Origin of the sequence: Prescottella equi (genome assembly GCF_020171745.1) — a bacterium.
In the GTDB taxonomy this organism is placed as follows: domain Bacteria; phylum Actinomycetota; class Actinomycetes; order Mycobacteriales; family Mycobacteriaceae; genus Prescottella; species Prescottella equi_A.
This window is the reverse complement of record NZ_JAIVAH010000008.1, coordinates 1-13,579: the sequence shown is the minus strand read 5'-3', so window position 1 is coordinate 13,579 and position 13,579 is coordinate 1. Positions and strand designations below refer to the sequence as shown.

Here is a 13,579-nt window from a genome sequence, read left to right as displayed (position 1 = left end):
GACGGGCGCTCGCTGTACACGGTCCCAGTACAGCACTCGGGGGCGACAGGCTCAGCTCCCCAGGCTGCCTTCGGAACTGCCGAGGCTGCCGCCGGTACTCCCGAGACTGCCGCTGGAGCTGCCGAGACTGCCACTGGAGCTGCCTTCGGAACTGCCCAGGCTGCCTTCGGAACTCCCGAGACTGCCGGTGATACTCCCGAGGCTGCCCGAACTGCCGAGGCTGCCTTCGGAACTGCCCAGGCTTCCGGTGTCGATGCCGAGCAGCCCGAGGATGGCGTCCAGGGCGCCCGGCGTGTCGATCACGGTGCTGCCGAGCTGGATCGCGGCGGAACCGACCTGGATCGTCGGGCCGATGAGCGTGGGTGCGAAGTCCGCCGCCACGCCGCCGAGGCTGGTGCAGACGCCCACGGTGACGTAGATGCCCGTGGGAACGTCGGTCACGTTGTACGTGCGTTCCCGGTTGAGGCCGGACGTCGGCAGCCCCGGCCCCCACGTGAACATGGACGGGTCGATCTCGCTGAGCGGCGGGAATGTGCCGGTCGCGAGGTCCGGCAGCAACGGAAGTGCCTTCTCGACGCTGATGAGGGCGGCGGTGCAGGTCGTCAGTCGCTGAGTGACGTTCGGGTCGGTGAGCGTGATGGTGAGGTCGCTGCCGTCGATCGCGGTGGCCAGTGTCGGGGCCTCGGGGGCGGGGACCACCGCCTCGACCGGTTCGGCTCCGGCGATCGCCGGAGTGGCCGCAGCGATCGCCGCTGCGGCCACGGCCGCGCCCACGGCCATCCGTGCGAGCGCTCCACGCTGTGTCTTCGGATCTTGCTGTGCCATCGATCAATTCCTCCCCGTTGTGTGCATCCATGACACACCACGATCGAGGACTTGTATGCGTGAAACGCCGGGATTGCCCGTATGTGCCCGGCCCGGTTCCGACCGCGAGGGCCGACAGACGAAGTCGACCATCCCGATGCTCTCGCCGCCGCCCCAGTGCCTGTCCACCGTTGCTATCGACTCGCCTCCGCAGTGTTTCCGGCCTCGGCCTTCAGTCCTACCGCCCAGTCGATCAGCTCCGGAACCTCTTCTCCCGCTGTGCAGAAAGTGGCAGGCCGGAAGACGGCGACGGTCGCGCCGGCGGCGTGCCAGGCCAGGGCCTTGTCGGCGGTGGCGGCGAGGTCGACGGTGCCGTCGTCGCGACGTTCCGGGCCGACCGACACCTGGATGATCGCGGAGCGGGGATCGCGGTCGTGGGCCTCGAAGGTGTCGCGCAGGAGCCGGACGCTGTCCGAGAAGGTCTGCATGTCAGCGGGATTGACCGTCCAGCCGTCGGCGATGCGGGCGATGCGGTCGAAGTTGCGCTGACTCGGGCCGAAGCCGAAGATCACCGGCACCCGGTCCTGCACCGGCAGCGGGTGGGCGTGGAAGTCCTCGAACGAGAACTCGCGGCCCTGGAAGTTGGCCGGCGCGTCGGTCCACAGTTCGCGGCACGCGCGGACGGTGTCCTCCATGCGGCCGAACCGTGCGTCGAACGGCATGTTGGTGGCCGTGTACTCGGCTTCCTGCCAGCCGACGCCCATGCCGATCGCGGCGCGGCCCTCGGAGAGCCGGTCCAGGGTCGCGATCTGCTTGGCCAGCAGCACCGGCGGTCGCACCGTCGCGATCAGGACCGACACGTTGAGCAGTGCGCGCTCGGTCACCGCCGCGACCGACGACAGCAGCGACAGCGGCTCGTACCAGTCGTGGTCGATCGGGAACGGGAAGCCGTGGGTACGAACCCGGTCCGCGTGCGCGGCCGCGTTGAAGCCGAGATGGTCTCCGGTGGAGATCATGTCGACTCCCGCGCGGTCCGCGGCTGCGGCCACGTCGAGCACCGGGCGGATCCGTCCGGCGAAGAGGTTCTCGGCTCCGAGAATGTTCAGACCGACCTGCATGGTGCTCCTGTTCCGCGGCTACACGTTCGGCAGCTCGCTCGTCGTTGCGTACTCGTCGACCACGAACTGCAGGGTCTTGGACATGTCCAGGAACAGGTTCGCGTCCGCCGCCACCGGGCCGCCGATCGCGGGATCGGCGTGCGCGGCGAGCATGGCGTCGTAGCCGGCCCGGTCCTCGAACCACATCTCGGTGATGACGTCGAACATCGGATCGGCCACACCCGGCGCCCGCACGCTGCCGGTGAGGTCGACGAAGTTGCGGCGGTACTCCTTGATCTGCGGAAACGACCGCAGGATCAGTGGGACGTGGATGGACTCGTAGTGCTCGATGAACTGCTCGCGGGTCAGTTCGGACTTACGGGCGAGCAGCGCTACAGCTTTGAACATGGATTCTTCCTCATCAAGATCATGTGGGGGGGAAGATTCTCACAGAGTGCGCTGCGCGTGCTCGCCGAGGTCTCCGACCAGGTCGATGCAGGTGAGCCGCTGTGTGAACACCCATTCGCCGTCGACGACCGCGAAGGTATCGAAATAGCGGCCCGCCAGGATCGGCTGCAGGGGAAGGTTTTCGGTTGCCTGCAGCACCGTGAAGTACGACAGCGACGTCGCGGTGCGGCAGTCGTCGGCGACCTCGACTCGCAGGTTGGTGACCACGTGCTTGGTGCGCGGCCGCGGCGGCGTGCCGTGCATCCGGATGAAGCTGCGGCACGCGTCCAGCACGCCGGCGGGGTCGGAGTCGCGCACCGGCCCCACCGGCGTTCCGGCACCGTCGCACTGCCCGTACACCGCACGCGCGAAGAGCTCCGCGACCTCCTCCAGGCGCGCCTCGTCGATGAGGTGCGTGTAGAGGTGGGCAAGGTCGCGGATCGACTCGACGGCGCCGAGGCGTTCGACGGTCCAGGCGGTCATCAGGCGTGGATCTCGCGACGGTTCATCTTGCCGGTCGCGTTGCGCGGCAACAGGTCCGTGGTGATGCGCCACTTCGTCGGCACCTTGAAGTACGACAGGCGCTCGGACGCGAACTCCCGCAACTCCTCCTCGGTGACGATCGCGCCCGGGACCACCACGACAACCGCCGATACTTCCTGACCCAGATCCGGGTGCGGTGAGCCGACGACCGCACACTCCTGCACCGCCGGGTGCTCGTCGAGGATCTGCTCGATCTCGGTGGGGTAGACGTTCTCGCCGCCGCGCAGGATCAGGTCCGAGCGGCGACCGGTGAGCCGCAGGCGACCGTTCTCGACGACGCCGTAGTCGCCGGTGCGGAGCCAGCGGTCCCGGGTGATCGAGTTCTCGGTCGCGACCGGATCGTTCCAGTAGCCGAGCATGACGAACGGGCTGCGCACGCACACCTCGCCCTCCATGCCGTCGGGCAGCCACTCGCCGAACGGATCCCGGATCTCCATGCTGACCGTGATGATCGGTCGACCCAGCGTGCCCGGGTACTCCTCGAGCTCGGCGGAGGTGGCCACCGCGATCGCGGTGCTGCACTCGGTGAGCCCGTAGCTGTCGACGAGTGCGTTGCGGGCGAACGGAACCTGTTCGCGCAGGCGGTCCTTGAACGCGATCGACGACGGCGCCGACGCGAGCGAGAACGACGTCAGCGACGACAGGTCGTACTTGGCGAGGTTGCCGTGCTCGAGCAGTCGCGAGGCCATCGTCGGGACGGCGCCCCAGTTGGTGACGCGCTCGCGCTCGATGAGGCCGAGGATCCGGTCGACGTCGAACGAGCCCTGATTGATGACCAGCGCGCCGCCCATCGCGAGGCGGGGGACCGCCAGGTTGTGCAGGCTCGCGATGTGGAACAGCGGTGAGGTGAGCAGGTCGCGCATGTGGGTCGGCACGTTCGGGTCGAACGGCTTCCCCGTGAACGCTGCCATGATCGCGCCGTTGTAGCGGTGGTAGTCGACGACCGCGAGCAGGTTGCGGTGCGAATGCAGCGCGCCCTTGGGGCGGCCACTGGTTCCGGACGTGAAGAGGATGACCGACGGGTCGTCCTCGTCGACCGCGACGACGGGACGCTCCGCGCCGGCGAACTCGGCGAACAGTCCGGGCAGGTCCTCCTCCATGGTCAGGATCGTGATCCCGGTCGTGTCGACTGCGGTGAGGGCGGCGCCGCGCTTGGCGTCGACGATCACGACCTTGGGGGTGCTGTGCTGCAGGCCGTACTCGATCTCGCGCGGCACCCACCAGCCGTTGAGGCCGACGGTGATGGCGCCGAGGGCCTGCGTCGCCCAGAAGGTGGTGACCCATTCGGGGGTGTTGGCGGCGAGGATCGCGACGCGGTCACCCTTCTCGACCCCGTACCGATCCCGCAGGGCGGCGGCCAGTGCATAGGCGTCGGCGGCGTGCTGCGCGTAGGAGACGCGACGGTCCTCGGTGACCAGGTAGTCGCGGTCACCCCACTTGACGGACTGCGCCAGCAGATCGCCGACCGCCCGGTCGCGGTTCTTCATGACCGGCATGCGGGTGCCGAGGACCTCTTCCTCGACGATCTCGAACGGTCCGCCGAAGCCGGTGAGACGAGAGATGACCTGATCCAGGTGCAGTTGCGGATCGGCGGGGGCTGTCATGAGTGACCTTTCTTCGATGTCACAGTGTCGTTCCTGTCACCAATGGCCAGTGAACACCCAGGTAGAAGACTCGAGGTGTGGGATGTGACGGGTTTCTCACGGCAATTTCTCACGTTGCGAATCCTCGATGGGGGGAGTTACCACTGAGCGAGACTGGCGGTGATCTGCGCGACAGCCCGCAGATACTTTTCGCGCATAGGACATGGCTGTCCCGCCGACACCGCCGACGGCCATCAGTATCGCGCCTACCGGCGCCGTGACAGGAGAATGAGTTGGAACGCACCACGATTGCCGAGATGCTGCTCGATCGCGTCGGCGACGAGCACCTCGGTCTCCGTACCCGTGAGCAGGACTGGACCTGGGACGAGGTCGTTCGCGAGAGCGCCGCGTGCGGTGATCTGGCCCGGTCGATGCGGGTGGACGGGCCGTTCCACATCGGTGTCCTGCTCGAGAACGTGCCGGAGTTCCTGTTCTGGCTCGGTGGCGCGGCGCTGACCGGCGCGACGATCGTCGGTATCAACCCGACTCGCGGCGCCACGGAGCTCGAGGCCGAGATCAAGTACGTCGACTGCCAGCTGATCGTCACCGACACGGCCGGCATGGAGAAGCTGAAGGGCCTCGATCTCGGCCTGTCCGAGGACCGGTTCGTGCTGGTCGACGCGCCCGACTACCGGGAGCGGATCGACGCCCACCGGGTCGAGCCCGCGATGGCCGACGGCATCGACGAGTTCAGCCTGTACCTGCTGCTGTTCACGTCCGGCACCACCGGAATGTCGAAGGGCGTCAAGTGCAGCCAGGGTCGCCTGTCGCGGCTCGCGTACGCCAACACCGCGAAGTACGGCCACAAGCACGACGACGTGGACTACTGCCCGATGCCGCTGTTCCACGGCAACGCCCTGATGGCGCTGTGGGCGCCGGCGCTGCTGAACGGTGCCACGGTGTGCCTGCCGGAGGCCCGCAAGTTCTCCGCGTCGGGCTTTCTCCCGGACGTGAAGTTCTTCGGTGCCACGTTCTTCACCTACGTCGGCAAGGCGTTGTCGTACCTGATGGCGACGCCGGAGCTGACGGGCGACATCGACAACAAGCTCGAGCGCGGCTTCGGCACCGAGGCGTCGCCGGAGGACAAGGCCGAGTTCGTCCGCCGCTTCGGCGCCGAGCTGTTCGAGGGCTACGGCTCCTCGGAGGGCGCCGGTTCGGTCAAGCTCGATCCGGAGGCTCCCGCGGGAGCGCTGGGTCGCCCCGCGCACGAGGGCATCCTGGTGGTGAACCCGGAGACCCGCGAGCAGTGCGTGCGCGCGATCCTCGACGAGCACGGCCGGGTGCTGAACCCGGACGAGGCGATCGGCGAGATGATCAACACCGACGGTGCGCGCGCGTTCGAGGGCTACTACAAGAACGACGCCGCCGACTCCGACCGCATCAAGCACGGCTGGTACTGGACCGGCGATCTCGGGTACATCGACGAGGCCGGGTTCATCTACTTCGCCGGCCGCAAGGGCGACTGGATCCGCGTCGACGGCGAGAACACCTCGGCGCTGATGATCGAGCGTGTGCTGCGCCGCCATCCCGAGGTCATCGCGACCGGCGTGTACGCGATCCCGGATCCGAAGTCGGGCGATCAGGTGATGGCCGCGATCGAGGTCGAGTCGCTCGACGGGTTCGACGCCGTCAAGTTCGCCGAGTACCTGGCCGGCCAGGCCGATCTCGGCAGCAAGGCGACGCCGCGGTTCGTGCGGGTGTCGACCAACCTGCCGATCACCGGCTCCAACAAGGTCCTCAAGCGGGAACTGCAGGCGGAGCTGTGGCGCACCGACGAGCCGGTCTACCGCTGGGAGGGCCGCGGTGAGCCCGTCTACAAGGCGATGACCGCCGACGACAAGGCCACGCTCGAGGCCGAGTTCGTCGCCTCCGGCCGCCAGCGCTTCCTGGGCGTCTGAGGTGACCCGCAAGGTCGCCCTCGTCACCGGCGCGAGCCGCGGGATCGGGCGTGAGATCGCGCTCGCGTTCGCACGCAAGGGATTCGACGTCGCGATCACGGCCCGCACGGTCCGCGAGGGCGACGGTGCCGTCACTCCCCGCACCCGTGCGGAGGGCGAGATGCTCATCGCGGTGCCCGGCAGCCTCGAGACGACGGCCGCCGAGATCGAGGCGTGCGGGGTGCGCGCGCTGCCGATCCGCATGGACCTGCTCGACCAGGAGTCGGTGGTCGGCGCCGCGGACGAGGTGCTGCGTGAGTGGGGTCGGATCGACGTCCTCGTCAACAACGCCTACGCCCAGACCGCCGGTCACATGGAGCGCATCCTCGACCTCCGGCTGGACGACGCCGAGGTCATGGTGCGCGGCAATTACCTGCACCAGCTGGCGCTGATCCAGCGGGTGCTGCCGTCGATGGTCGAGAACGCCGACGGTGTCATCGTCAACCTGGTGTCCGGGTCGGCGACGACCGATCCGCCGGCCGCGCCCGGTGAGGGCGGCTGGGGCGTGGCCTACGCCGCGTCGAAGGCGGCGTTCGGCCGTCTCGCCGGCGCCGTCAATGCCGAATACCGCGGCCGCGGTATCCGGGCGTTCAATCTCAGCCCCGGTTTCGTGGTCACCGAGTCCGGCAAGGCGCGCGGCGGCACCGAGAAAATCGAGGACGCCGGGTTCGACTCGGTGCCCGCGACGGTGCCGGCCGACGCCGCGGTGTGGCTGGCCACGACCCCCGACTCCGAGCGTTTTCTCGGAAAGGTGGTCTGGGCGCCGAAGCTGGTGAATGATTTCACTGATTCCACCGCGCCCTGATCGGGCGCCTGGATCTCGCCCGAGTGCAGGTCGGGTCGCTGTTCCCGCTGTGCGAGATGCGTGACCCGAGCCGTCGGCTCGGTCGCTAGCGTCCGGGACAACGCAGGCAGACAGTCGCCGGAAAACGGCGGCTGTCTGCCTTTGGTAAACGACGTCGTTGGGTATTAGAGGAGTAACGATGGATTTGAGGGAATCCCCCGAACAGCTCGCGCTCCGCAAGGAGCTGCGCGCGTACTTCGCGGCGCTGCTGCCGGAAGAGAAGCGACGCAAGGCCGGCGAGGAGGGCGTGGGCGGCCAGTACTTCCGCGAGGTCGTCAAGCTGCTGGGCCAGGACGGCTGGCTCGGCATCGGCTGGCCCAAGGAGTACGGCGGACAGGGCCGCTCCATCGAGGAACAGTTCGTGTTCTTCGACGAGGTGCAGCGCGCCGGTCTGCCGTTCCCGTTCGTCACGGTCAACACCGTGGGCCCGACGCTGATGAAGTACGGCACCGAGGAGCAGAAGGAACGCTTCCTGCCGGGCATCCTCGCGGGCGACATCGTCTTCGCGATCGGCTACACCGAGCCCGAGGCCGGCACCGACCTGGCGTCGCTCAAGACCCGCGCGGTCGTCGACGGCGAGGACTTCGTGGTCGACGGCAACAAGATCTTCACGTCCGGCGCCAACACCGCCGACTACGTGTGGCTCGCGTGCCGCACCGATCCGGAGGCGCCCAAGCACAAGGGCATCTCGATCCTCGTGGTCCCCACCGACGACCCGGGCTTCTCGTGGTCGCCGATCCCGACCGTCGGCGGCCTCATGGTCACCTCGACGTACTACAGCGGCATCCGCGTCCCGCAGAAGGACGTCATCGGTGAGGTCAACGGTGGCTGGCAGCTGATCGCCGCGCAGCTCAACCACGAGCGCATCGGCCTGGCCGCGATCGGCGGCCGCACCTACGGCCTGTGGCACCAGGTCCTGGACTGGGCCAAGGAGAACGGTGCCATCGAGATTCCTTGGGTGCAGCAGGAATTCGCGCGCACGCACGCCAAGCTCGAGGCGATGCGCCTGATGAACTGGAAGATGACGGCCGCGGTCGCCGCGGACACGTTGTCCGGCGCCGACGCCGGTGCCACCAAGGCGTACGGCACCGAGACCCACATCGACGTGTACCGCACGCTGCTCGGCATTCTCGGCGCGGCGGGCCGTATCCGCCCCGAGTCGCCGGGTGCGCTGCTGGCCGGTCAGATCGAGCAGATCTCCCGCCAGGGCATGGTCAACACCTTCGGTGGCGGCGTCAACGAGGTCCTGCGCGACATGGTCGGCACCATGGGCCTGGGCCTGGCACGTGAGAAGAGGGTCAAGTGAGCGAATTCCTCACCAAGCTCAAGGCATTCGAGGGTCAGATCCTGACCCCCACGGTGTGGGGTCCGGACGAGGTCAACACCCCGATGATCCGGCACTGGGTCGAGACTATGGGCGACACCAGCCCCGTCTACCTCGACGACGACGCGGCCCGGGCGACCGGCCGTGACGGCGCCGTCGCGCCCGCGCTGATGGCGCAGGTGTGGACCATGCGCACCTTCAACGACAAGATGGCGAACAACGATCCGTCGCAGGTGTGGACCGATCTGATCGCCACGCTCGACGACGAGGGCTTCACGTCCGTCGTCGCGACCGACTCGGACTTCGAGTTCTTCACGGAACTGCGTCCCGGCGACCGTGTTTCGCTCACCGAGGTGATCGACGACATCTCCGAGGAGAAGAAGACGGGCCTCGGTGTCGGACACTTCGTCACGACGCTCAAGACGTATCGCAACGGGGACGACGAGGTCGTCGCGACGCAGCGCTGGCGCACCCTGCGGTTCAAGCCGAAGGGCAGCGAGAAGGCTGCGGAGAAGCCGGCAGAGAAGTCGGCCGGGCCGATCCCGGGCCTGCGCCCGCGTCCGGCGCTCAACGTCGACAACGCTTTCTGGTTCGAGGCCGCCAAGGAGCACCGCCTGGTGATCCAGCGCTGCGCGAACTGCGGCGTGCTGCGCCACCCCACGGGTCCGATGTGCGGCGCGTGCCAGTCGCTCGACTGGGACACCGTCGACGCCTCGGGCCGGGGCTTCGTCTACAGCTTCGTCGTCAACCACCACCCGCAGATCCCCGGATTCGAGTACCCGCTCATCGTGGCGACGATCGAACTCGAAGAGGGCACCCGCCTGATCGCGAACATGACCGGCATCGCGCCGGACGATGTCGAGATCGGCATGCCGGTGGAACTGGACTGGATCGACGCCGACCCGGATCTGACGCTGCCCGCGTTCCGTCCGGCCGCACGGGAGGACTCCTGATGGACTTCAACTTCAGCGAAGAGCAAGAGGCAATTCGCAACCTCGCCGACGAGGTCTTCACCAGCAAGGCCGACATCGACCGCGTCAAGCAGGTCGAGCTGAGCGACGAGCGCATCGACCGCGACCTGTGGCGTGAGCTCGCGAACACGGGTCTGCTCGGCATCGCGCTGCCCGAGGACCTCGGCGGCGGCGGCATGGGCCTGGCCGAGCTGTACGTCCTGCTCGAGCAGCAGGGACGCCACGTCGCGCCCGTGCCGATCTGGCAGTCCGCCCTCGCGGCCCTCGCGGTCGCCGAGTTCGGCACCGACGCGCAGCGCACCGCGCTGGTCCCGGGTGTCGCGGAGGGCAGCAGCTTCCTGACCATCGGTCTCGAGGAGTTCGGCCCGTATGTCGAGGGCAACCCGCAGACCACCGCCACCGAGGCCGGCGGCCAGTGGACGCTGACCGGCGCCAAGGCCGTCGTCCCGATCACCCACGTCGCAGATCGTGCGATCGTCTCGGCGACCACGTCCACCGGTGCGGCGCTGTTCGTCGTCGACCTGGCCGCGGCCGGCGTCTCGGTGGAGCAGACGCAGTCCACCAACTGGGAGATCTGCGGCAACGTCACTCTCGAGTCGGCTCCGGCGGAGCTGCTCGGTCCCGCCGACGGCACCACCGCGCAGTGGCTGGTCGATCGCGTCGAGCTGGCGCTGGCCGCGATCCAGCACGGTGTCGGCTCGGGTGCCGTCCAGCAGGCCGTCACGTACCTCAACGGCCGTCAGCAGTTCGGGCGTCCGCTCGCGACGTTCCAGGCCGTCAACCACCAGCTGGCGGACTGCTACATCGACCTGCAGGCGATGAGCGTGACCCTCTGGCAGGCCACGCAGAACCTCGTCGACGGCATCGATCCCGGCACCTCGGTCCTGGTCGCGAAGTGGTGGGCCACCGACGGCGGCCAGCGCATCGTGCACCGCACCACGCACCTCCACGGCGGCATGGGCGTCGACACCGACTACCCGGTGCACCGGCACCTGCTGTGGGGCAAGCAGATCGGCGCCACCCTCGGTGGTTCCGCATCGGACCTCGCCCGCCTGGGCGCGCAGCTCGCCGCGGGTGTCGAGGTGGTCGGATGACCGCCACCGTCACCGTCACGGGCCGCAGCTACGACGACATCTCGGTCGGCGAGGTGCTGCCGGAGCTGGCGATCCCGCTGACCCGCACGCTGATCGTCTCGACCGCGATCGCGACCCGCGACTTCCAGGACGTGCACCACGACCCGGAGCTGGCGCAGCAGCGCGGCTCGAAGGACGTGTTCATGAACATCCTCACCAGCAACGGGCTGGCGGGACGGTTCGTGACGGACTGGGCCGGACCGTTCGCCACGGTGCGTCGGGTGAAGATCCGTCTCGGTGCCCCGAACTACCCGGGCGACACCATGACCATGACCGGTGAGGTCGTCTCCAAGGAGAACGGCCTCGTCGAGGTGAAGATCGTCGGCGCGAACAGCCTCGGCAACCACCTCGCGGGTTCGGTCACGGTCGCCTACCCCGCCGCTGAAGGGAAGGACGCCTGATGGCTGTCAGCCCGCTCTCCGGTGCCGCCGCGATCGTCGGCATCGGCGCCACCGAGTTCTCGAAGAAGTCCGGCCGCTCCGAGCTGCAGCTCGCGTGCGAGGCGGTCACCGCCGCCCTCGCCGACGCCGGCATCGACCCGTCCGAGGTCGACGGTCTGACCACCTTCACGATGGAGACCAACGGCGAGATCCTCGTCGCCCGCAACTGCGGGCTCGGGGAGCTCAAGTTCTTCTCCCGGATCGGCTACGGCGGCGGCGCGGCGTGCGCGTCGGTGCAGCAGGCCGCGATGGCCGTCGCGACCGGCATCGCCGACGTCGTGGTGGTCTACCGAGCGTTCAACGAACGCTCCGGTATGCGTTTCGGTGCGGGGCAGCACGACCGCCCGATGGACTCCACCGCGGACCGTGCAGCCTACGCATGGTTGACCCCGCAGGGACTGGCGACTCCCGCCCAGTGGGTCGCGATGTTCGCTCGCCGGTACATGTACCAGTACGGTGCCACGAGTGAGGATTTCGGTCGGGTTGCTGTCGTGGCGCGCAAGCATGCCGCGAACAATCCGAAGGCGTGGTTCTACGGCAAGCCGATCACGCTCGAGGACCACCAGAACTCCCGATGGATCGCCGAACCGCTGCACCTGCTCGACTGCTGCCAGGAGACCGACGGCGGTCAGGCCCTCGTCATCGTCTCGGCCGAGCGCGCCAAGGACCTGCGTCAGAAGCCCGCGATCATCAAGGGTGCGGCACAGGGTTCCGGCAAGGACCAGCACATGATGGCGAGCTACTACCGCCCCGACATCACCGGTATCCCGGAGATGGGTCTGGTCGGTCGTCAGCTGTACGCGCAGGCCGGCCTGACGCCCGACGACATCAACGCGGCGATCCTCTACGACCACTTCACCCCTCTGGTGCTCCCGCAGCTCGAGGAACTCGGTTTCTGCCGTCCCGGCGAGGCCAAGGACTTCATCCGCGAGGGCAACCTGGAGATCGGTGGACGGCTGCCGAGCAACACGCACGGCGGCCAGGTCGGTGAGGCGTACCTGCACGGCGTCAACGGCATCGCCGAGGCGGTCCGGGTGCTGCGGGGTACGTCCACCAACCAGCCCGAGAACGTCGAGAACATGCTCGTCACGGCGGGAACCGCGGTTCCCACGTCCGGCCTGATTCTCGGCGTCGCCTGACCCGAATTATTTGGAAGGACCGAGAGAATGACGGCAGTGGAGCAGAAGTCGGCCGGCGCGTGGCGTGGGGTCGACCTCGGTACCCGCACGGTGAGCTACGACGAGCGCGACGCGATCCTGTACGCGCTCGCCGTGGGTGCGAAGGCCACCGATCTGGACCTCGTGATGGAGGACCGGCTGCGGGTGCTGCCGACGTTCGCGCTGACGCTGGCCCAGTGGGCCCCCGACGAGCTGGGGCAGCGGGGTGCCTTCGACATGAAGACCGCGCTGCACGGCTCGCAGGAGCTGAAGGTGCTCGCACCGCTGCCCCGCAGCGGTGAGGTCACGCTCGAGGCCAGCGTCGGCGAGGTCTGGGACAAGGGCGCCGCGGCGGTGTTCGAGGTCAAGGTCGAGTGCGAGTACTTCGTCGCGACCTGGTCCCTGTTCGCCCCGGGCGCAGGCGGATTCGGTGGCGAGCGTGGCCCGTCCAAGCCGCCGGCACCGGAGGGTGAGGCCAATGTGACGGCTCAGCTCGAGACCGCGTTCAACGTGGCCGCGCTGTACCGCCTCACGGGCGACCGTCACCACATCCACATCGATCCGGCCGCCGCCGCGGGCATCGGCCAGCCGCGTCCGATCATGCACGGCCTGTGCACGCTCGCCGCGTCGACGCTGCCGCTCGCCAAGGAACTGGGCGTGCATCCGGCCGACCTGACCGAGCTGCAGGGCCGCTTCGCCGCGCCCGTGTTCCCCGGTGACACCGCGGAACTGAAGGCGTGGGGCGACGCGTCGGGCCTGTCGTTCGAACTGGTACGCGAGGGCAAGTCGGCGATCTCCGGAGGTTACGCGGTCTTCGCCAAGTAGCCCCCGCTGTGACCGAATGTCACATGCGTTCAGTCTGACTGAACCCGTGTGACATTCGGTCAAAAGACTTCAGCTGCGGGAGCGTTCGACCTCGGTCAGGCTCCCGCAGCTGTTTTCATTTCTGACGGATTTCTTATTCAGTGCTGAATGTTTACCGTCCAGCGGAACAGGCGCTGCGCCTCGTGTGGCCCAGGTCATACGGTAGGGCGCCCGCAGGGGCCCGACATCGTCGCCCCGAGAACTGCGGGCGGTCGGCCCTGGAACCCAACCCCCAGTGTGGGCAGATCCATTGCGAGATCGACAGACTCACGGAGGGTTGACGAGTAATGAGGCCGGGAATCAACCCTGCTGCTGAGCAAGGCATGGATCAAGAAGTAGAGCGGGTCGGCGAGTCGGTCGCCTACTGGGCGACCG

The 13,579-nt window shown here is 68.2% G+C and carries 13 protein-coding genes; 8 read left to right on the top strand and 5 right to left on the bottom strand.

Annotated elements, in window-relative coordinates; genetic code table 11:
* Positions 1-51: 51 nt before the first annotated feature.
* From LCL87_RS06625 to casG, 5 genes are all read right to left on the bottom strand, one after another.
* Positions 52-825 carry a hypothetical protein gene (locus LCL87_RS06625; protein WP_225017930.1) on the bottom strand — a complete coding sequence of 258 codons (774 nt, stop codon included), beginning with the start codon at positions 823-825 and terminating at the stop codon, positions 52-54.
* 173 nt (positions 826-998) lie between these two features.
* Complete coding sequence (locus LCL87_RS06620) at positions 999-1,922, bottom strand: TIGR03619 family F420-dependent LLM class oxidoreductase (RefSeq protein WP_225017928.1); 924 nt, start codon at positions 1,920-1,922, stop codon at positions 999-1,001.
* Between the two features lie 18 nt (positions 1,923-1,940).
* Positions 1,941-2,309, bottom strand: a complete 369-nt coding sequence (locus LCL87_RS06615) for an EthD domain-containing protein (RefSeq protein ID WP_225017926.1) — start codon at positions 2,307-2,309, stop codon at positions 1,941-1,943.
* 39 nt (positions 2,310-2,348) lie between these two features.
* Entirely contained in the window at positions 2,349-2,831 is a 483-nt protein-coding gene (locus tag LCL87_RS06610) for a nuclear transport factor 2 family protein (RefSeq protein ID WP_225017924.1), read from the bottom strand.
* The gene (casG, locus tag LCL87_RS06605) at positions 2,831-4,495 is read right to left on the bottom strand and encodes a steroid-24-oyl-CoA synthetase (RefSeq protein ID WP_225017922.1); all 1,665 of its coding nucleotides are present in this window, start codon (positions 4,493-4,495) and stop codon (positions 2,831-2,833) included. The genes LCL87_RS06610 and casG overlap by 1 nt, the downstream gene beginning before the upstream one ends.
* Positions 4,496-4,791: 296 nt before the next feature.
* Between casG and casI the strand changes: the two genes are divergently transcribed.
* From casI to LCL87_RS06565, 8 genes are all read left to right on the top strand, one after another.
* The gene (casI, locus tag LCL87_RS06600) at positions 4,792-6,432 is read left to right on the top strand and encodes a steroid-22-oyl-CoA synthetase (protein ID WP_225017967.1); all 1,641 of its coding nucleotides are present in this window, start codon (positions 4,792-4,794) and stop codon (positions 6,430-6,432) included.
* 1 nt (position 6,433) lies between these two features.
* A complete protein-coding gene (locus tag LCL87_RS06595; RefSeq protein ID WP_225017920.1) occupies positions 6,434-7,276 on the top strand; it encodes an SDR family NAD(P)-dependent oxidoreductase in 843 nt (280 codons plus the stop codon).
* 178 nt (positions 7,277-7,454) lie between these two features.
* Positions 7,455-8,621 carry an acyl-CoA dehydrogenase family protein gene (locus LCL87_RS06590; RefSeq protein ID WP_225017912.1) on the top strand — a complete coding sequence of 389 codons (1,167 nt, stop codon included), beginning with the start codon at positions 7,455-7,457 and terminating at the stop codon, positions 8,619-8,621.
* The gene (locus tag LCL87_RS06585; protein ID WP_225017910.1) at positions 8,618-9,592 is read left to right on the top strand and encodes an FAS1-like dehydratase domain-containing protein; all 975 of its coding nucleotides are present in this window, start codon (positions 8,618-8,620) and stop codon (positions 9,590-9,592) included. The genes LCL87_RS06590 and LCL87_RS06585 overlap by 4 nt, the downstream gene beginning before the upstream one ends.
* Positions 9,592-10,704 carry an acyl-CoA dehydrogenase family protein gene (locus LCL87_RS06580; RefSeq protein WP_225017909.1) on the top strand — a complete coding sequence of 371 codons (1,113 nt, stop codon included), beginning with the start codon at positions 9,592-9,594 and terminating at the stop codon, positions 10,702-10,704. The genes LCL87_RS06585 and LCL87_RS06580 overlap by 1 nt, the downstream gene beginning before the upstream one ends.
* Positions 10,701-11,144, top strand: a complete 444-nt coding sequence (locus LCL87_RS06575) for a MaoC family dehydratase (protein ID WP_225017907.1) — start codon at positions 10,701-10,703, stop codon at positions 11,142-11,144. The genes LCL87_RS06580 and LCL87_RS06575 overlap by 4 nt, the downstream gene beginning before the upstream one ends.
* Complete coding sequence (locus tag LCL87_RS06570) at positions 11,144-12,322, top strand: lipid-transfer protein (protein ID WP_225017905.1); 1,179 nt, start codon at positions 11,144-11,146, stop codon at positions 12,320-12,322. The genes LCL87_RS06575 and LCL87_RS06570 overlap by 1 nt, the downstream gene beginning before the upstream one ends.
* A 27-nt stretch (positions 12,323-12,349) precedes the next feature.
* Positions 12,350-13,165 (top strand): MaoC/PaaZ C-terminal domain-containing protein, encoded by an 816-nt coding sequence (locus tag LCL87_RS06565; protein WP_225017904.1) that lies wholly within the window; start codon positions 12,350-12,352, stop codon positions 13,163-13,165.
* Positions 13,166-13,579 lie beyond the last annotated feature (414 nt).

Coding starts and splice junctions, on each gene's coding strand:
- casI (WP_225017967.1), top strand. CDS start 4,792: ATGCTGCTCGATCGCGTCGGCGACGAGCACCTCGGTCTCCGTACCCGT.
- LCL87_RS06625 (WP_225017930.1), bottom strand. CDS start 825: ATGGCACAGCAAGATCCGAAGACACAGCGTGGAGCGCTCGCACGGATG.
- LCL87_RS06570 (WP_225017905.1), top strand. CDS start 11,144: ATGGCTGTCAGCCCGCTCTCCGGTGCCGCCGCGATCGTCGGCATCGGC.
- LCL87_RS06590 (WP_225017912.1), top strand. CDS start 7,455: ATGGATTTGAGGGAATCCCCCGAACAGCTCGCGCTCCGCAAGGAGCTG.
- LCL87_RS06575 (WP_225017907.1), top strand. CDS start 10,701: ATGACCGCCACCGTCACCGTCACGGGCCGCAGCTACGACGACATCTCG.
- LCL87_RS06610 (WP_225017924.1), bottom strand. CDS start 2,831: ATGACCGCCTGGACCGTCGAACGCCTCGGCGCCGTCGAGTCGATCCGC.
- LCL87_RS06565 (WP_225017904.1), top strand. CDS start 12,350: ATGACGGCAGTGGAGCAGAAGTCGGCCGGCGCGTGGCGTGGGGTCGAC.
- LCL87_RS06615 (WP_225017926.1), bottom strand. CDS start 2,309: ATGTTCAAAGCTGTAGCGCTGCTCGCCCGTAAGTCCGAACTGACCCGC.
- LCL87_RS06620 (WP_225017928.1), bottom strand. CDS start 1,922: ATGCAGGTCGGTCTGAACATTCTCGGAGCCGAGAACCTCTTCGCCGGA.
- casG (WP_225017922.1), bottom strand. CDS start 4,495: ATGACAGCCCCCGCCGATCCGCAACTGCACCTGGATCAGGTCATCTCT.
- LCL87_RS06580 (WP_225017909.1), top strand. CDS start 9,592: ATGGACTTCAACTTCAGCGAAGAGCAAGAGGCAATTCGCAACCTCGCC.